This window comes from Butyricimonas muris (assembly GCF_046365375.1).
In the GTDB taxonomy this organism is placed as follows: domain Bacteria; phylum Bacteroidota; class Bacteroidia; order Bacteroidales; family Marinifilaceae; genus Butyricimonas; species Butyricimonas muris.
Genome location: NZ_JBKEIT010000007.1, coordinates 306,677 through 322,869 on the forward strand (window position 1 = coordinate 306,677; position 16,193 = coordinate 322,869).

23 protein-coding genes and 1 pseudogene are annotated in these 16,193 nt (G+C 49.7%); 12 read left to right on the forward strand and 12 right to left on the reverse strand.

The genetic code is table 11. The features are described from left to right. Positions 1-13: 13 nt before the first annotated feature. The 12 genes from ACK8P8_RS13595 to ACK8P8_RS13650 all read left to right on the forward strand — a co-directional run bounded on the left by ACK8P8_RS13595 (position 14) and on the right by ACK8P8_RS13650 (position 7,317). Positions 14-328, forward strand: coding sequence for a DUF8466 domain-containing protein (locus tag ACK8P8_RS13595; protein WP_008766246.1), 315 nt, complete (start codon positions 14-16; stop codon positions 326-328). A 16-nt stretch (positions 329-344) separates the two neighbouring features. Next, on the forward strand, positions 345-713 hold the full coding sequence (locus tag ACK8P8_RS13600; protein ID WP_008766247.1) for a hypothetical protein: 369 nt from the start codon (positions 345-347) through the stop codon (positions 711-713). Between the two features lie 17 nt (positions 714-730). Then, positions 731-1,018 (forward strand): hypothetical protein, encoded by a 288-nt coding sequence (locus ACK8P8_RS13605; protein WP_008766248.1) that lies wholly within the window; start codon positions 731-733, stop codon positions 1,016-1,018. Between the two features lie 90 nt (positions 1,019-1,108). Then, complete coding sequence (locus tag ACK8P8_RS13610; protein ID WP_008766249.1) at positions 1,109-2,038, forward strand: hypothetical protein; 930 nt, start codon at positions 1,109-1,111, stop codon at positions 2,036-2,038. Positions 2,039-2,075: 37 nt separating this feature from the next. Beyond that, positions 2,076-2,669, forward strand: coding sequence for a hypothetical protein (locus tag ACK8P8_RS13615; RefSeq protein ID WP_008766250.1), 594 nt, complete (start codon positions 2,076-2,078; stop codon positions 2,667-2,669). After that, a complete protein-coding gene (locus ACK8P8_RS13620; RefSeq protein WP_008766251.1) occupies positions 2,666-3,283 on the forward strand; it encodes a hypothetical protein in 618 nt (205 codons plus the stop codon). The genes ACK8P8_RS13615 and ACK8P8_RS13620 overlap by 4 nt, the downstream gene beginning before the upstream one ends. Before the next feature lies 1 nt (position 3,284). Next, positions 3,285-3,494: a hypothetical protein gene (locus ACK8P8_RS13625; protein WP_008766252.1), complete on the forward strand. Its 210-nt coding sequence runs from the start codon at positions 3,285-3,287 to the stop codon at positions 3,492-3,494. Between the two features lie 12 nt (positions 3,495-3,506). After that, entirely contained in the window at positions 3,507-4,529 is a 1,023-nt protein-coding gene (locus tag ACK8P8_RS13630) for an LPD29 domain-containing protein (RefSeq protein ID WP_008766253.1), read from the forward strand. Between the two features lie 32 nt (positions 4,530-4,561). Next, positions 4,562-5,272 (forward strand): hypothetical protein, encoded by a 711-nt coding sequence (locus tag ACK8P8_RS13635; RefSeq protein ID WP_008766254.1) that lies wholly within the window; start codon positions 4,562-4,564, stop codon positions 5,270-5,272. An 11-nt stretch (positions 5,273-5,283) separates the two neighbouring features. Then, the gene (locus ACK8P8_RS13640; RefSeq protein ID WP_008766255.1) at positions 5,284-5,802 is read left to right on the forward strand and encodes a hypothetical protein; all 519 of its coding nucleotides are present in this window, start codon (positions 5,284-5,286) and stop codon (positions 5,800-5,802) included. Positions 5,803-6,045: 243 nt separating this feature from the next. Continuing rightward, positions 6,046-6,336: a DUF4120 family protein gene (locus ACK8P8_RS13645; protein WP_016270778.1), complete on the forward strand. Its 291-nt coding sequence runs from the start codon at positions 6,046-6,048 to the stop codon at positions 6,334-6,336. A gap of 57 nt (positions 6,337-6,393) precedes the next feature. Next, positions 6,394-7,317, forward strand: coding sequence for a hypothetical protein (locus ACK8P8_RS13650; RefSeq protein ID WP_008766256.1), 924 nt, complete (start codon positions 6,394-6,396; stop codon positions 7,315-7,317). A gap of 76 nt (positions 7,318-7,393) precedes the next feature. On the opposite strand, the gene ACK8P8_RS13655 is transcribed toward ACK8P8_RS13650, so the two are convergent. The 12 genes and pseudogenes from ACK8P8_RS13655 to ACK8P8_RS13710 all read right to left on the reverse strand — a co-directional run. Next, entirely contained in the window at positions 7,394-7,912 is a 519-nt protein-coding gene (locus ACK8P8_RS13655; RefSeq protein WP_016270779.1) for a glycoside hydrolase family protein, read from the reverse strand. After that, positions 7,903-8,406, reverse strand: a complete 504-nt coding sequence (locus tag ACK8P8_RS13660; protein ID WP_373729027.1) for a DUF3872 domain-containing protein — start codon at positions 8,404-8,406, stop codon at positions 7,903-7,905. The genes ACK8P8_RS13655 and ACK8P8_RS13660 overlap by 10 nt, the downstream gene beginning before the upstream one ends. Positions 8,407-8,479: 73 nt before the next feature. Next, positions 8,480-9,355: a DUF8464 domain-containing protein gene (locus tag ACK8P8_RS13665; RefSeq protein WP_008766644.1), complete on the reverse strand. Its 876-nt coding sequence runs from the start codon at positions 9,353-9,355 to the stop codon at positions 8,480-8,482. A gap of 13 nt (positions 9,356-9,368) precedes the next feature. Then, complete coding sequence (locus tag ACK8P8_RS13670; RefSeq protein ID WP_008766645.1) at positions 9,369-9,941, reverse strand: conjugal transfer protein TraO; 573 nt, start codon at positions 9,939-9,941, stop codon at positions 9,369-9,371. Between the two features lie 2 nt (positions 9,942-9,943). Further along, positions 9,944-10,924: a conjugative transposon protein TraN gene (traN, locus tag ACK8P8_RS13675; RefSeq protein WP_008766646.1), complete on the reverse strand. Its 981-nt coding sequence runs from the start codon at positions 10,922-10,924 to the stop codon at positions 9,944-9,946. Positions 10,925-10,944: 20 nt separating this feature from the next. After that, positions 10,945-12,243, reverse strand: a complete 1,299-nt coding sequence (traM, locus tag ACK8P8_RS13680) for a conjugative transposon protein TraM (RefSeq protein WP_008766647.1) — start codon at positions 12,241-12,243, stop codon at positions 10,945-10,947. Then, a complete protein-coding gene (locus tag ACK8P8_RS13685; protein WP_008766648.1) occupies positions 12,236-12,541 on the reverse strand; it encodes a TraL conjugative transposon family protein in 306 nt (101 codons plus the stop codon). The genes traM and ACK8P8_RS13685 overlap by 8 nt, the downstream gene beginning before the upstream one ends. An 11-nt stretch (positions 12,542-12,552) precedes the next feature. After that, on the reverse strand, positions 12,553-13,176 hold the full coding sequence (gene traK, locus ACK8P8_RS13690) for a conjugative transposon protein TraK (protein ID WP_008766649.1): 624 nt from the start codon (positions 13,174-13,176) through the stop codon (positions 12,553-12,555). A gap of 27 nt (positions 13,177-13,203) precedes the next feature. After that, positions 13,204-14,208, reverse strand: a complete 1,005-nt coding sequence (traJ, locus tag ACK8P8_RS13695) for a conjugative transposon protein TraJ (protein WP_008766650.1) — start codon at positions 14,206-14,208, stop codon at positions 13,204-13,206. A 19-nt stretch (positions 14,209-14,227) separates the two neighbouring features. Next, positions 14,228-14,857: a DUF4141 domain-containing protein gene (locus tag ACK8P8_RS13700; RefSeq protein WP_008766651.1), complete on the reverse strand. Its 630-nt coding sequence runs from the start codon at positions 14,855-14,857 to the stop codon at positions 14,228-14,230. 41 nt (positions 14,858-14,898) lie between these two features. Then, positions 14,899-15,519, reverse strand: a complete 621-nt coding sequence (locus tag ACK8P8_RS13705) for a hypothetical protein (RefSeq protein ID WP_008766652.1) — start codon at positions 15,517-15,519, stop codon at positions 14,899-14,901. Between the two features lie 20 nt (positions 15,520-15,539). Beyond that, positions 15,540-16,130 (reverse strand): annotated as a pseudogene (locus tag ACK8P8_RS13710) (TraG family conjugative transposon ATPase); the annotation flags it as partial. Positions 16,131-16,193: the final 63 nt, after the last annotated feature.

Below are 16,193 nucleotides of genomic sequence, written 5' to 3' on the forward strand. Positions count from 1 at the left end.
AAGACAAACGCTTATGAACATCAATTTTCTCGGACCGGTCTTACCGACAGACAGTTTCACGCAGATGGCTTTCGTGGAAATCCTGAACATCATCCTGACCTCCGACAACATCGTGGACGTGAACCGGATGCTTATCGGAAGAAACGTCAATCCCACCTTCGGCTCGCTGTCGGGACATTTCCGCTGGTCTTACGCAAACGACCATTTCACGCTGTGGCAGCGCATGGAGTACAATTCACCAATCTGCTTCGGACAGCGCATATTCAGCATCCATTTCGGTATGCTGGCAAGCCGCGACAGGAAAAGGAACAATATGATAATGAACTGAAAACATATATATCAACATGAGTTACCAGATAATCACAAAAATGGCATACAATGCCAAAAACAAGCAGATTGAGACCTGGCAGCATTCCAACAACGTATGGCCGAAAACAGACCATTTTTATGACTTGGATGTAAAAACGGACAAACAGATGTTTGAATTCATAAAATTGGTAGCAAGCGGTTCGTGGCAGGTTCGCAAATGGAGAAAAGCGTTCAATATCCTTTTTGAGGAATATCCGGAATTGGTCATGTCATCATACGAACACGAGCTTGAAGGCAGGCCCTGGAAGGAATATTGTGCTATTTGCCGAAAACATGAAGGGCTTGCCGAAAGCAAGTGCAATGAGATCGTAGCGCGGTTCAAACAACTGGCCGGGATTGTCTGACCCAAACAGATGAATATATGGAAGAGTTGAAGATTTCAAACCGGCAAATTGCAATGATGGCTTTCGACAGGCTTCGCAAGGAAAACAAGAAGGATTCCGCGCTCCGGCTTGCCCGTTGTCTGTTGCAAGGCACAAGCATATCACTCGGCATTGGTGATATTGACTGGGATATTGACACGGCAATACGACAATGCGGCGGAGAGCCAAGTACCGGTTACAGGTACACCGCATATTTTCACTTCAACCGTAAGACGGAGATGGTAAAGGAAAGGTATGACGAGATAGTGAAAGAACTGTATGGGTAATAGTAATACGGAGGCGGCCGGAAGGTCGCTTCTGTCATTTATAACGGTATGTACGGGAAACAGAACCCTGCCGTACACAGGTAAAGAAAAATGGAAGAACAGAGAACGCTTACGTTGGATTTCGTGAAATCCCTCATGGAACCATCCTACACGCTGGTATGGACGGATTATAACGACAACCTTGACAACCACCTTGACATCATCCGGAAATGTCTGGACAGGCGGAATTGCGATTGCCTGTGGGAAAAGGCGGGCGAATGGTATGGCGATGCGGAATATGAAGCTGTTCATGGGATTATGGAAAAGCTGAAAGAAGAATGCTTTGTATTCAACGACTTTGACGAACACGAGGTCGATGCCTTTTTCGATGAACATGAGGATGCAATCCGGGACGAGATTTACAGCAGGAACGATTCGGACGTAGTGAAAGACCTGATAAGGTACACGGATGACATTCCCATCCGGGTGGAGATGCTTTCCGACTACGACTGCATCAACTCCAACTGGTTTGAATCGCAGGGCGGTTACAGTTACGAGGAATCCTATTTCGGGGACATGGTAGACAGCCTGAACCTCAATCCGGCGCAAGTAAAGAAACTGCTGACGAGCCACGGCTACAAAGTTTACGGGCGTTTCCCGAACCGGAAAAGCAGGAACGGGAAAGAACAGGTCTCATACGAGCAATTCTACGAGGAACTTATCAATTCCTGTTGCGGTGCGAACCTGCTGACCTATATCGGAAAGGTAAGTCTGAAAGAGTTGTATGATGCAGACTTCTCGCTGAAAGAGGTCATTATCCCCAAAGGGAACTGTTGCGGGCTGTTCAGTTCCACGTATGGCGGCGGAAGCCTGCTTGAAATGGAACTGAAACAAGATGTGAAGCTCAAGCTGGAAGTCAAAGGCTGTAACGGCTTCCGTTTCCGTCTGGACGATGAACGATCCAAGTACGACTATTCCATACAGCATGTGTATGGCGTGGACGATTCATTTTTCAACAATCCTGTCAGCATAGTCTCTTAATGTTAAATCAATTACAAACAATCAAATCATAAGAATTATGGCAAAGTATGATGTAAGAGTAAGGTATGCCTTCGAGGGCACTTACACGGTAGTGGCTGAAGACCACGATGAAGCAAGACAAATGGTGTCTGAGGACTGTGGGCTGGTTCTGGGCGGCAATATCCACACTACTCTCGATGATGAAGATGTAGACTGGAATTTCGGGGTTCACCCCGACACACAGATTCTTTCTGTGGCTCAACGAAACGGGAAAGGGACTTCGGCATCCATTGATTTTAGCGGGAGAATTGAGGAATTACGAGCGGATATCATTGAAGCGATACGACAATTGCTTCAAGCACACTGCATGACCGAGATACGGTTCCCTGAAGATGATGGATACGACCCGGTCTGGGTGATATGGTTCAGTAAGAACGGTGATCCGTATGAATGTATGGTAACAGGACTTCGGGTAACGGAAAACAGCCTGACCGTTTTTGCCGAGGAGAAAGAGAGCGGTTATGAAGTGGAATGTCACAGTCCGTTTGAACTCGGAACGAGGAACATCGACTGGCTCCACGAAATGTATGATGTCGTATGGAGGCAATTGGAAGGCAAAGAAAATGTTGAACCTGAAACTGAAAAATCATGAAATACCACGCAGAAAATGCAGTCTCCAGCTTCTTCTACTATATGTGGAACGCATGGAGCAAGGAGGAATGTAAAGTCGTGTTCGGAGGTGACTACCTGCACTTTTGGGAAAAATGGAACGCACAGGCTGAAAATTCCATTTATGGTGCGGCGGAACGGTTCTATACCGAATTATCGGAATGCAGCCGGACTTTGCTGGTGGAACGTGCCGTATCGCTTTATGACGGCAAGGCTTTTAGAAAAGAGCCTGATGATTCTAAAGTTCTGGTATGCGAAGAATGTGGTTCAAGGCAAGTGGAGACACAGGCCTGGATAGATGCGAATACAGAAATGTATATCTGCGATACGGCACATGATTGTGATGGCAAATGGTGTGAAGAATGTGAGGAGAATGTTGACTTCTGTTCGTTGGAAGAATTCAAGCAGATAATGCAAAGTTGGTGGACCGGCAATGACATCAGGACTTTGGAAGGCATTACAGGACTGAAAGAAACGGATTATCTTTCCAACAATAGTTCACAGACATTTGCCGGTGCTACCGATAAATGGTGGTATAATCTGGATTACGACGGAAAGCGAAATGTCTATAACAAACATACCTCTAACAATGAATAATATGGGAGAAAATATCATTGACTTAATCTGCAACTCATGCAGTTGCGACAAGACAGAAGCGCAGGAGTATCTGGATTCCGAACTTCAATACCTGCACGAATTACAGGATGTGGATGATTTGAGGGAAGGCGACATTGAACTCGCTTGCAGCAATCTCGGTCTCGACCTCGACTATCAGGAATATTTTATCAATCGCCTTGCAGGGGCATAAAAACTTACGGTTATGACTTATTTTCAGAACATACACAGTCTGGCGGACTTGAAGAAAGAGTACCGCCGTCTGGCATTGCAGCACCACCCGGACAAGGGTGGTGACACTGCCGTCATGCAGCAGGTGAACGTCGAGTTTGAAAAACTTTATGACGTGTGGAAGGACTCCACTAATATGTCCGCTGACACCACCGGCTACGAATATGACTATTCCGGGGCCACGGCAAAGGAATATGCCGAGTATGTATATAACGAATACCGGTGGAAAGGCCGCAATTACAAGGGACAGCACGCTCCCGAGATTGTGGAACTGGTGCGGACCTGGCTCAAGGAAACCTATCCCAGATACAGGTTCTCCGTCAGACGGGAGAATTACAATTCCATTTACATCAAGCTGATGAGCGCGGACTTCGAGGCGTTCACCAAGGAATCCGGCAAGGTGCAGGACACCATCAACCACTACAACATAGAGTGGAATCCTGACCTTACAGACCGTGCGAAGGAGGTGATGATGAATGTCTGCGACTTTGTCATGTCGTACAACTTCGATGACAGCAATGCCATGACGGACTATTTCCACACCAATTTCTACCTGACATTGGGCATAGGCAGCTACCGGAAACCTTACAAGGTGGAATTGCCGAAACTCGCCTGCAAGGGAAAGGAGAAGCAGGAAGTGTTCAAGCACCCCGAAGGTACGGCGCACAAGGCCCTGCGGCAGGCATTGGGTACGGCACGGTTCGGTTTCATCGAACACAGGAGGCATATCGGCGAGATGATACTCGGGGAAGACCATTACGGCTCACAAGGCGAGCATTATTTCTGGCCGAAAGAGTATTCAAGTGCCAAAACCGCGCAAAAGCGGATTGACAAATTAGAACAGGCCGGAATGCGGTGCAGACTCACAGGGTATAATGGCGGATACATCCAATTCCTCGGATATACCCCGGAGACGAAGACTTTGCTGGAACAAGAACGCGAAGAGGTCATTATTGCACATCAGGCATGGCAGGCAAGGCGAATACAAACCAACTGAGACAACTCGAAATGTCAAAACAAGAATGAATCATGAAAGCGAAAGTATTGAAATACAAGTTTGACGGAAATACCGTCGTGGCTCCGTACATGGAACTGGAAGCGTATGCGGAAAACATCTATCTCTCGTTATCGGACAAGAACGAATACGGGAATGAAAACTATGATTATTTCCATGTGGTCTGCAAGGTTGAAAACATCTATTTCTCTTGCGGGCAGTATTCCAGGGAAATGCTTGGAAGGGAGGAACAAAAAGAAAAACTTGTCAAGTATTGCAAAAACTGGATTGCGAATATGCTTCAGGATGCGGAAAACGGGAACCATGTCTCCCTTTTGTCGATCCGTGTTTTTGAAGAACTCGGACTTGACACAGTTCCTTTGCTGCAAGCCCGTGAAGCGTACCGGAAGAAACAGGAACAAAGACGGCAGGAGCAAAAAGAACAGGAAGAGGAGAAACGCAGGCTGGAGGAAGCGAAGTGGCAACAGGAACTTGACGAGGAGAAACAAAAGTTTCTGAACGGGGAATACATCCCGGCAAATATGTTCCTTGAAATAACCAAACGGGACGGCTTTGAAATCCATATACGGACCAAAGGGACATTGAACCGTCATGTATGCGGGTTGAATAAGTCCGGGAGCATTCGTTTCTACAAGAAACGCGGTTGTCGCACGCCTGATTTTTCCGGCTGCCACAAGGCTATTGCCGCTTACCTGACATTTCTGGAAACAATTACCGAAAGCTGACCTTTCTCGATATGGCACAGGAACGAATGGACGACTGGATGGAATATGCCAGGGAACTGGCACGTGCCGAGCGTGAACTGCGGGTTGAACGCTGGGTATTCATTTCCATCGAATGCAAGGATGAAGCCGGCAATCCAATCCGGCTTCATTCGTATGACCTTCCGAGGGAACTGCACAAGCGTTACCGTTGGGTAGTCCGCTGGCGTGAAGCCCGGTTGCAATGCCTGTACCCCAAAAGGCAAATCAATACCTATTACAGCTATTATGACAGACGTACCGGACTGCGTACCAATTTCAACTCCTCACTGTCAAGACTGTCAGCAGCCAAAGCCCAAATCTCCATCGCGGAGCGTAAAGAACGTGAGTATATCCAATACCAGCGTACAAACAACCTGTTCTTTGATGAAAATACAGATGAACAGCTGGTAGGGTTTCGTGAAAAACTGCGTATGAAAAAGGAAAAATACACGGCATTGGAACATGAAATCCGTTCTGAGATGGAATCCATGCAAAAATTGAATCGTATCTGACAAAACAGGCAACAACGGGGCTATTATTTTATTTCCCACCCTGCAAAGGTAGCCCCGTGTCCTGTGTATCCTGCAAGGTCAGGTCCCTTCGGGGTTGGCTGAAAGAAAATCATCCTCGCCGCTGCTGCGGTATTTTCTTTCGCCAAACCTTGCCGGATGCGGACACGGGACAGTCAGGCAGGCGAGAAATAAAAATACCGGCTCCCGGAGCCGGACGTGTTTAACAGATAAAATGCAAAAGTCATGAAAATCCTGAATGAAGAACATTTCGAGAATGTAAAGCGCTATGCCGAGTCCATCGGCGACACCTCGTTCCAGAAGTGCCTGGACAGGCTGGAAAGCTGGGAGAAGAATCCCGACCATCCCAATGAAATATCGCTCTACTACGACCATGCCCCGTATTCGTTCGGCTTCACGCAACGCTATCCCGATGGAAGAACCGGCATCGTGGGAGGCCTGCTTTATCACGGAATACCGGACAGGTCTTTTGCCGTCACACTGGAACCGTTCCACGGATGGCAGATACATACCTGACCGGAACAAAAGGAAAAGTAACATCAACATAGTATTAACTTAATAAACTTCAAGATTATGGCAAATCTGGCAGTATTGGAAAGACAACAGCAGTTTGATTTCCAGCAGAACGGAATCGAAGTGATGGACTTCGAGACATTACAGCGTACCTACAAGGAGAATGACATTTACAACAATCCGGTACAGGGCATCTACCATTACCAGGTCATCCAGCGCATGATGGATATCTGTGAAAAGCACAACCTTGACTACGAGGTGGAGGAAATCTTCGCCGCACAAAACAGGAACAAGACACAACCCGGCGTGAGCATACTCCCGCAAGTGGAACAAATCCACGGGGAAAAGGCGGTGGAAGCGCATATACTCCGCCGTATCTTCACCACCATCCGCATCAAGGACTGGGAAACCGACGAGCTGACGACCACGCTTGTCGTAGCCTACCACCAGGACGGGGTACAGGCGGCCATAGGCCCTTGTGTGAAAATCTGCCATAACCAGTGCATCCTTTCTCCGGAAAGAAGCGTATGTAATTATGGAAAGAAAAAGGTGACTACAGAAGAGTTGTTCGACACCGTGGATGGCTGGATGGCAAACTTCGAGGTGAACATGAACGAGGACATCGAACGGATACAGAGATTGAAACGCAGAGTTATCCCTTTGGAAGAAATATATATGTATATAGGACTGTTGACGGCATTGCGTGTTTCCCACGACAGCGCGGACAAGAACCTTTCCTCCACCGTGGAGACCTATCCCTTGAATCAGGGGCAGATATCGGTATTCACGGAAGAGGTGCTGAAGCTGGTAATGACAAAGGGACAGATTACCGCCTGGGATCTTTACAATGTCGCTACGGAGATATACAAACCTGGTAAGACGGACTTTCCGGCTTTGATTCCGCAGAACGGGGCGATGGCGGAGCTATTGCTGTCACGCCTGCCAGAAGAAGCGGAAATCATGGACGCCATACCGGTAGGCTGAACGGATGGATTCCATTGAAATCACAAAAGAGGGAGAACCTGGCGGTCTGATGCCGAATGATTCTCCCTCTTCTTTTTTACTTCTTAAACAGTAGCATATATTCCACTTTTCTTCTCCGTTCAATGCTCGGTACCACTTTCCCCTTGTAGCACCGGAATGAGACATACTCGTTGTAAATGTCCCTGTCCCCGGCTTCCAACTTTTGAATAAGCCTGCTCTTGGGTATCTTGCCATAGCCGACCACACGGTAATATCCCACATTATAAGACAAGGTGGCGACTAAAAGGGCATCCTTTCCGAAACGGCTGCACATCCTGCACAGTTTCCTCAAATCCGCTCTGAGCAATGAATCCGCCTGTGCCTTGCTCATATCCGGTCTGAACGTTTCTCCCGGCAAAAGTTTGTGACCCCAGCCCACATAAGGCAGATGTTTTCCATGCCAACCCTCGAACCGCTTGATGCAGGCGATGGCCTGCTCGAAAAGCGAATCCGGGATTTCCGTGGCAGTGGGAGGCGAGCCACCGCCTCCCCGTGGATGAGCCGCCAGACAGTTACAGGTTAGAATCAGGCATATAGCCGCTACAATCACTCGCATACCGTAACCGTTTCAATGTTCACCAAATGATTTTTCACAAGTTCCCCACCGGTTCGGGGAATTCTGCCGGTTCCTCCCGTATCATCTTCTGCGTCATCCTTTTTCTCGTTGTTGAAATCAAAACTAAGCAGGAATAATTGTGCAGGGGCACTGTTGTCCTCGAAATATATGTCAATACTCTGTTGGTCCTCACACTCGGAAGTGTAGTACAGCCGGAACACCTCCCTGTCAAGCGGATAACGGTCGTTGGGCAGCAACACCATCCCGTCGTCCATGCGGAGCGAGCCTTTGCCGTCAGGCTGGAAATAACGGACGGTGTACCGTGCATCGGAGAACCGGCCCTCACGCTTGAGTTCGCACCGTATTTCCACGGTCTCGCCTTTCACGATACGTTTGGGTACTGGCATCGTCTCCACTGTGAAGGGATATCCCTGCTGCACATCCAAATCATTGTCACAGGATACCAGGGCTATTGCTACTACAGTCGCAAGCATTGCCGAAAAGATAGCGGCAAACGCGTTCATCTTATTTTTCTTTTTCATGTTCATTGTCATTTTAATGGTTTTTCTATTGTTCAATAATTCCTTCCCAATATTGCAGGTATTCGTTCAAATCCTTGAATCCCTTGTACAGGGAAGAACAGTCCTCTATCTTGTTGCCGTAGCGTTTGCGGAGGGCTTCCAGTGTCCTTCGCCCCGCTTCGTCACGGTCCAGGTAACAATTGACCCGGTCGTACTTGTCAAGGAAACCATACGAGCGTTCCAATAAAGCCACCGAGTTCAGCACGAGGTAGTCATCGCCGCATCCCAGGCCGAGCACCATCCATGAGAGATAGTCAATGAACCCCTCGAAAATGTTACAGGTGTCCGAACCGTTGTCGATGAGCGATATGTCCTTCGGCGACATACTGCCCTTGAACAGGCGGCTGCGCAACTCATACCCACCGCTGATGTTCCTGAATCCGATGGAGAAGTACCGCTTGCCATGCAAGGTATATCTGACTTCCTCACAGTTCGGCAATGCCACATCGCTGCAAATGCCACGCTCTTTCAGATAATTGAGCAGGATTTTGTTGTTCAATGGCTCAATGCGTACATTCACGAAGCAATTCTCTTCACCAGGTGTGGTGTCGAAACATTTTTCTTTCGGACGGAAAACTATTTCCGGAACAATACCACCCAATGATTCCGAAATGAATTTAGCCTGCGACTTGAAATCACCGCTGCCAATGATTTCTCCTGCAAGCGAGAATATATCCCCGCCACGCCCGATGCCGAAGTCCTGCCACACATTCTTTAGAATATTCACCCTGAACGACGGTGTCCGTTCTTCCCGATAAGGGGCGGAATACCACCATTCATTCCCTTTCCGGGCCGTCGGCTCATGTCCCATCCGTGCCAGAAAATCCGTAATGGGAATCTTCCTTATATCTTCTATATTCATAAGCCGTGATGTTTTAATTGATGATAAATTTCACGCCCAGCCCGAATTGCATAGTGAACACGGATAATGAACCTCCCCACATGGCGCGTTCCCGGACGCTGGCAAGCAGCACGATACGGTCCGTGACATAGGTTTCAAGCTCCAGTGTTATCGCCCCGCCATAGATAAAGGCATCCTTGGCGAGCAACTTCGAGCCGTCATACAACATCTTATTCCCCCAATTCACGGTTTCGTAACCGGCCAAAGCCGAGCCGCCGATGGAAAGGAACAGTGTTTTGGAAGGGTCGGACAGGAATTTCAGATAGTACCCACCCTCGGCAGTGAACTGCGCACGAGGAACGGACACGTTACGGTACTCGTAATTCTTCAACAGGTATTCCGCACCGACAATCCAGCGGTTGGCTTTCTTGGTATATCCCGATACCGCGAATCCCGCATAATGGTTCAAGGGTGATTTCGAGCCTTCCGCAAATCCGCCCCGCAGCTCCACGCCTTTCATGCCGGGGAGACAGCGTTGGGCGTATGCCTGCCCTGAAAACAGGGCAAGCGATACGACCGCTACTAACATATAGATGACCTTACGCATGGCTACTTCACTTTAAGTTCGTTGATCACTTTGGCTCTCACGATGTCCTCGCTCTCCACGGTGAACGACTGGTGACGCCCGCCGCTTTTCTCGTTCAGTTCCACGACCAGCACCTTACCGGCAGGGATGGTGAACTTGTCAAAAGTGAACATGGTACGTTCGTCCTTATTTCCAGCTACCAAAGTGGCATAGTTATAGGCTCTGAGAGGAAAAACAATCTGCTCCTGGATGGCTGTACGCTTCATTACCTTCTTATCCACAATCTTGAACGTCACGAAATCCACCTCGAAAGGCACATTCGACTGGTTGCGTACCTGCGTGTGGAAATAGAGCAGCCCGTTATGGGTATAAATACCGCGCAGGAGGTACTGGATGCCGAAAGCCTTGCTACCGATGTGCTTGACATGGCGTTTGTTCTCTTTGTGGATACTCTTGTTGATCAGTTGCACGAGTTTGGGGGATTCACTGCCCAGTTCCTTTAGATATATGTCAAGCGCGTTGTTCGGACGGTTCACCTTGCTGCCGTCATGGATGAAGTCCTTCATCTCGATGTTCAGCAACAACGGCTCGTCCGCATACTTGACATTGAACGTGTAGAAACTGCCGCTTTCGGTGATGACCGACATGTTCGTCTCGTCACGGAAATTTCTGACCACCGCCTTTACGCGGATAACATTCTCCGCACCGTCGGCCTTTCCCGCCACAAGATTCGGGGAACCGAGGTCCACATAGCGGACGGCGGAGGGGAAAATGATGTGCGTGGTCTTGTCGTAGGTCACTTCCAGCCCATACGGGGGAACCATCCTGTCAAAGGTGAGCTTCCGGGTCAGACCGTGGTAGAGGTCGCCATCCTCCTGCCCGGGATAGAGTTCCCTGGTCATTGTGACTCTGCCTGTTTCTGCCGATATAGAATCGGCTGCATTCTGTGCAAAAGCACTCACTGCGCCCGTCATGAGGGCAAACATTACAAAAATCTTTTTCATACTTTGTGAATTTTAATGGGTTATTGATTATCGTTCTGGTAAAGCATCAGGGTATAACCGGATTTGAGGTGTACTTTTTCCTCCCGCATCTTCCGGGATATGTATTGCGACACTCCCTGTATGGCACCCCTGCCGAGTTCGGAGAGCAGCTGGTCTCCGGCTGACTGGTTGGTGATGGATATGCTCGTGCCAAGGTTTTGTCCCAAGTTGGCCGCTACCTCCTTGGCGGCATTCGCTTCCATCGAGCCGGGAATGAAGATGCCCTCCTGTCCGTCATTGTCATACACGGCAAGCTCCACGGGAATGATGATGCCGTCGTGCTCCACCTGTATGATTCCAATGCCGAGCCTTTCGCCTTGTATGCGCCCCTCGCCCGTGACAAGGGAGTTGCGTGGAAGGACATACCTGCCGACACGCATCGGTTCCAAAAGCCTTAACCTAACGCTCTGCCCGCTTCTTATGGTCTGGTCACCATGCACGCAGGCACGGATGGTATTCCTCGTATGCCCGTCAGCCGTCTTTCCCACGGCGGTATGGAATCCAGCATATCCGGTCTGTGCCATCCGTGCCAACAGTACGGAATCACTGACGGGTTGCGGAAGCGATGACACCACCGGTGTGGAGACCTGTCCCACGGGAACGGCTCTTGCCTTCCTGCCGTTGGCGGCAGGTTCGGTTTCTTCCCGTTTTTCCGTACCTGCGCCATCCTTGCCCGGCGTATATTTGGCGGCCAGTTCGTAAGATTTTTCCAGCAATGCTACCTGCTCCTCGTAGGTCATCTGTGCGGGTTGCTGTACCGCGGCAGCCTGCTTCAACTGCTCCACCTCGGCTTTCAATGCCTCCTTTTCGGGGTCTTCTCTCGGTGCCTCATAGAAACTGCCGAGCGTGGCGTTAATATCGTTATAGGCGGATGTGGACGAAGATATGGCCCCATTCCTGCGGTTTCCACTGCCACGATAGGATGATGCACTTTCGGATTCCCGCTCCTGCGGTATTTCCACGACAGGACTGCTTGTTTCATTCTGCCTGTTTTCATCGGCAAGCGCGGAAAAATCCTCCAGCGTGCGCATCTTCTCTTCCTGCCTGCGTTTCATGTCCGCCTGCTCGTAGGCGGCAATCTTGTCCGCCTCGATACCTGCCCCTCTCGGGTCGGGCAGTTCGGAATTGAAACCGGCATTCCTTTCCTCCCTCTGCCGTTCCTCCTTGGACGGCGCGAAAATCAGCCACATGCAGCCGACAAACAGGAGGAACATTCCGGCAAAGACCAGGTATTTCCTGATTTCCTGCCTCTGTCTCAATTTGTTTGCATCGTTACTCATTGTCTTCTTTGTTGAACTGGTTAAAAAACTCTTCCATCTCGCGGATTTTACTGTCCGTAAGGGTGTCCGCCTGAATAAAGTCCGGGATATCCAGCGGGGTTATCTCGATGACCTCACGTTTGGCATCCTCCCGTCCAATGTCGTATATGGCGCGGAAAATCATGTAGAAATTCCCAAGCGCGAACAGGACGGTCAGCACGACGATGGTTATCACTCTCTTTTCAGGACTCAACCCGGCGCAGGCAGCGCGCAGTTTTTCTTCGGCCAAGTCCCTGATTTTTACAAGCATCTTTTTCATACATTCAAAATTTAACGGTCATATACTCTGATGTCCCTGTTTTCCACCACACGGAAGGCTTCGAGGATGAAGCCGTGCGGATTGTTGTCGCTGCGGGTGGAATTGAGCAGCCTGCCCCGCGTGACGAGGCTGCGCTCCGTCACGCTCTTCTCCCGGATGATGGAAAGGCGGGCATACGTCACTACCTCATACGGGTAGCTGTTGAAGTCGCATTTCACGCTGTCAATCCCGATGCGCTGGCTCATGTTGCCGGAGATGATCCGGTTGTAGTAGCCCTGTTCCGCCAGATCCCGGTAATGGGCATAGGCAGAGCGGTCGCTCAGGAACATGGCACGCTGGATATTGCCCTCTATCGCACTCTTGTCAGGAGCCAGCGAGAAAAATAGCTCATGGAAGCGTCTGACATGCTCCCTCGCCTCCACGGGACGGTTCTGCTCCAGGTCCTGCGAGAGGGCGAGCATGAGCGACTTCCCCTCGTCCAGCACATAGATTTTCTGCCTCTGCGCCTCGGCAAAGCCGTATGCCTTCCACACCGAATATCCCACAAGCAGGGTACACGCGCAGAGATAGACGATACCGAACAGACGCAAATGCCTGAAACTGGTCTCGATGTTTTTTAATGATTTGAATTCCATTCCAATGTCGTTTTAAGATGGTTATTACTATTTGATGAGCCTTCCTGCGATGTTGCCTACCGCCGCACCGCCGGCTCCTGCCACCACGGAACCGGTCTTGGATGCCGTCTGGGTCACGTTCTTGCCGTAATTGCCTGCACCGCCTCCTGCCTGGATAATCCAGTTGGCCACTGTTGGGATGGTGAAATACCCGATGATACCGATAATCAGAAAAGTGATGTAAACCCCGTTGGAGCCGTCCGGGATGAAGTTCGGGTCGGAAAGCTGTTCGATGTCCTGCCGGAGCATCAACACCTGTATCCGTGCCAGCACACTGCTGAAGAGGTCACTCACCGGGAGCCACAGGTAAATGCTGATATAACGGACGAACCATTGGCTGAGCGAGGCCTGGAAACCGTCCCAGCAGGACAGGGCGAACGAAATCGGTCCCAGTATCGAAAGCACAATCAGGAAGAACGTCCGCAGCGTGTCGATGACAAGGGCGGCCGCGTTGAACATGAGTTCCAGCAGTTCGCGGAAGAAATTCTGAACCGCCTTCTTCATGTTGTACATTGCCCGGTCTACATACATCCCGCAGGCCTCTATCGCGTCCATAACCCCCAATTCGTCCAGTTTGTTGTCGAAAGACTCCTTGTCGACCAGATAGGCCGTCTCGGGATTGCGCTTCATCGCCTCGAACTCCAGCCTGTCCTTCTGCGCACGGTACTCGTTCATGTCGAAGGTCTGTGCCTCCAGTATTGAATGTGTACCTTTCACGATAGGCGACATGACACTGTTCAGCGTGCCCAGCACGATGGTCGGGAAAAACATGATACATAACCCCAACGCAAACGGACGGAGAAGGGGAAAGACATCCACGGGCTCCGCCCTTGCCAGAGACTGCCATACCCGGTAGGCCACGTAAAACAGGGCGCCAAGCCCCGCGAGTCCTTTCGCCACACCCGTCATCTGCGAGCAGAGCGGCATCATATCCGTGTAGAGGTTTTGCAGGATCTGATGCAGGTTGTCGAAATTTATTGCCAACAATACCATAAGTGAATCGGATTAGGGATTACCAGTAACGTTCATTCGGTGAGCCGTAAAGGGCCATCACACGGTCCAGGTCGTTCCGTTTCTTGGCACGCAGGTAGGAAACGCCGATGTTCTTGTTGGTGTAATATTGCACCAGGCTGCGATATTGCAGCATATCGGTGTAGCAGCGGTCGATGATATCCATCCGCTCCTTGTCGTTCATCGAAAGTCCGTTCTCGTTGACCACCGTTTTCAGGTCGTTCAGCAGGTGTGCGCTCTCTTCCAGCAACTTCGTGTAACCGATTGCAATGGCACTCAGCTCTTCCGGCGTGAAATAAGGGTCGCTGAGCATACGCTCGAAACTGTTCACGTAGATATCCGTGATGTCGCCGACCATGAGGATGGTCTGCTGCACCTTACGTGCATCGCGGACAAGGTTCTTGATCTTGCGGAGTCCATCGTAATACTCCTTGCCCTGTTTATAAATCTTCACTGTCTCCTGAAAATTGTTGAGCATGTTGCTCGCGGTGGAAGACGTGTGAACGATATTCTTGGCGGCATTGATGATACCCTGGGCAAGATTGCCGGGATCGCTCACGACCCATTGCGCTTTCGCTGTAAGGCTGATGAAGAAACAGCCCATACACAGCATGAGAATTTTCTTTTTCATGATGTAACTGTTTTAATTGGTGAATAAAATTCTGTTGAATGTCAAAGTCCCATCTTTCGCCCTTTGGACGGCGAGTTGCGGAGGATAGGCTTGTGTACCTGCTTCGGACGTTTCGCCTCCGGCGTCTTTTCCTTCCTTTGTCTGAGGGAAGCGAAAAGCTCATCGGCATACGGTCTGCGTCCTGTCATCTTCACAAACCTGGCATCCAGTGCCCGATATGCTTTCTCCGCTTGACAGGAGCGTTCCGTGGCAGAGGCATTTTTGTCTATACCGTACTTGACGAGAAAGGCAGGAGTGATATGGAGGATGTCATGGACGGAATCCGGCAAGGCGGCAATCTGTCCCAACTTCTCCAGTTCCTCGTTCATCTTGTCGAGATACGGTGCAGGAGGTTTACCGCACAAACTCTCAAAGACCTTTTCGACTGTGCGGGTCAGCCTTGCATCCACTTCCAGAATATCAGGAACTTCACCGGTTTCTCTTTTCCGCTTGTATTCGGCAGGCTCCAACTCTTCAAGTTGATGGAACAGCCGGTAATCCTCTGTAAATCCGTAATGGTCATAAATGGATTTCGGAATGTCCCAATTCTGCATCAATGACCAATAAAGGGACGAGATGACTTCCTCGCGTTTCCTCTGGTCTGATTCCAAATCGCTATACATACTTGTGATTTTTAGATGGTTTATAAGATGTTCTTCTCACGTTTGCTCTCCGACAACTGCTTGATGGCAAGCTCGATATTGCCACCTAACTTTTCGGAAAGACGGAACAGTTCCAGCTTTTCCGTTTCCTCAGTCGTGTAGCAATAATATTCCTCAAGTGAAACTTCTGTGGCATATACCGCCGATTGTGTACCTCCCAGACCAATCCAGACCTCCTTGTACTTTCTGGAAGGATTGTTCGCCATGTTGATGGAAAGGATCTGCGCACGTTCCTTGTCGGTCAGGCCGAGCAACGCCTGTATCTCGTCGAACTTGTTCATGTATTTGCGCTGGTCAAGAAGAATCTTGCAGTCGCTGTTGTTGATGATGGTACTTTTGACAATAGGAGACGAAATGATATCCTCGACCTCCTGCGTGACGACAACGGCCTCGCCGAAGAACTTTCTGACGGTCTTAAAGAGATACTTCAGATATTCCGCCATGCCCTCCTTGCTGATGGCTTTCCAGGCTTCTTCCAGCAATATCATCTTACGGACACCTTTCAACTTCCTCATCTTGTTGATGAAGGTTTCCATGATGATGATGGTCACAATCGGGAACAGTACCTTGTTGTGTAGGCTAAGCACCCAACGCCTTTCCATATTACTATGGTAGGTTTTCAAATGCTCGCCCCC

What these genes read in the sequence shown, in the direction of transcription:
- ACK8P8_RS13605 (WP_008766248.1), top strand. Translation starts at nt 731, where the DNA reads ATGGAAGAGTTGAAGATTTCAAACCGGCAAATTGCAATGATGGCTTTC.
- ACK8P8_RS13700 (WP_008766651.1), bottom strand. Translation starts at nt 14,857, where the DNA reads ATGAAAAAGAAAATTCTCATGCTGTGTATGGGCTGTTTCTTCATCAGC.
- ACK8P8_RS13625 (WP_008766252.1), top strand. Translation starts at nt 3,285, where the DNA reads ATGGGAGAAAATATCATTGACTTAATCTGCAACTCATGCAGTTGCGAC.
- ACK8P8_RS13640 (WP_008766255.1), top strand. Translation starts at nt 5,284, where the DNA reads ATGGCACAGGAACGAATGGACGACTGGATGGAATATGCCAGGGAACTG.
- traM (WP_008766647.1), bottom strand. Translation starts at nt 12,243, where the DNA reads ATGAGTAACGATGCAAACAAATTGAGACAGAGGCAGGAAATCAGGAAA.
- ACK8P8_RS13705 (WP_008766652.1), bottom strand. Translation starts at nt 15,519, where the DNA reads ATGTATAGCGATTTGGAATCAGACCAGAGGAAACGCGAGGAAGTCATC.
- ACK8P8_RS13665 (WP_008766644.1), bottom strand. Translation starts at nt 9,355, where the DNA reads ATGAATATAGAAGATATAAGGAAGATTCCCATTACGGATTTTCTGGCA.
- ACK8P8_RS13685 (WP_008766648.1), bottom strand. Translation starts at nt 12,541, where the DNA reads ATGAAAAAGATGCTTGTAAAAATCAGGGACTTGGCCGAAGAAAAACTG.
- ACK8P8_RS13595 (WP_008766246.1), top strand. Translation starts at nt 14, where the DNA reads ATGAACATCAATTTTCTCGGACCGGTCTTACCGACAGACAGTTTCACG.
- ACK8P8_RS13635 (WP_008766254.1), top strand. Translation starts at nt 4,562, where the DNA reads ATGAAAGCGAAAGTATTGAAATACAAGTTTGACGGAAATACCGTCGTG.
- ACK8P8_RS13600 (WP_008766247.1), top strand. Translation starts at nt 345, where the DNA reads ATGAGTTACCAGATAATCACAAAAATGGCATACAATGCCAAAAACAAG.
- traN (WP_008766646.1), bottom strand. Translation starts at nt 10,924, where the DNA reads ATGAAAAAGATTTTTGTAATGTTTGCCCTCATGACGGGCGCAGTGAGT.
- traK (WP_008766649.1), bottom strand. Translation starts at nt 13,176, where the DNA reads ATGGAATTCAAATCATTAAAAAACATCGAGACCAGTTTCAGGCATTTG.
- ACK8P8_RS13655 (WP_016270779.1), bottom strand. Translation starts at nt 7,912, where the DNA reads ATGCGAGTGATTGTAGCGGCTATATGCCTGATTCTAACCTGTAACTGT.
- ACK8P8_RS13630 (WP_008766253.1), top strand. Translation starts at nt 3,507, where the DNA reads ATGACTTATTTTCAGAACATACACAGTCTGGCGGACTTGAAGAAAGAG.
- ACK8P8_RS13615 (WP_008766250.1), top strand. Translation starts at nt 2,076, where the DNA reads ATGGCAAAGTATGATGTAAGAGTAAGGTATGCCTTCGAGGGCACTTAC.
- ACK8P8_RS13670 (WP_008766645.1), bottom strand. Translation starts at nt 9,941, where the DNA reads ATGCGTAAGGTCATCTATATGTTAGTAGCGGTCGTATCGCTTGCCCTG.
- ACK8P8_RS13610 (WP_008766249.1), top strand. Translation starts at nt 1,109, where the DNA reads ATGGAAGAACAGAGAACGCTTACGTTGGATTTCGTGAAATCCCTCATG.
- ACK8P8_RS13650 (WP_008766256.1), top strand. Translation starts at nt 6,394, where the DNA reads ATGGCAAATCTGGCAGTATTGGAAAGACAACAGCAGTTTGATTTCCAG.
- traJ (WP_008766650.1), bottom strand. Translation starts at nt 14,208, where the DNA reads ATGGTATTGTTGGCAATAAATTTCGACAACCTGCATCAGATCCTGCAA.
- ACK8P8_RS13660 (WP_373729027.1), bottom strand. Translation starts at nt 8,406, where the DNA reads ATGCTTGCGACTGTAGTAGCAATAGCCCTGGTATCCTGTGACAATGAT.
- ACK8P8_RS13645 (WP_016270778.1), top strand. Translation starts at nt 6,046, where the DNA reads ATGAAAATCCTGAATGAAGAACATTTCGAGAATGTAAAGCGCTATGCC.
- ACK8P8_RS13620 (WP_008766251.1), top strand. Translation starts at nt 2,666, where the DNA reads ATGAAATACCACGCAGAAAATGCAGTCTCCAGCTTCTTCTACTATATG.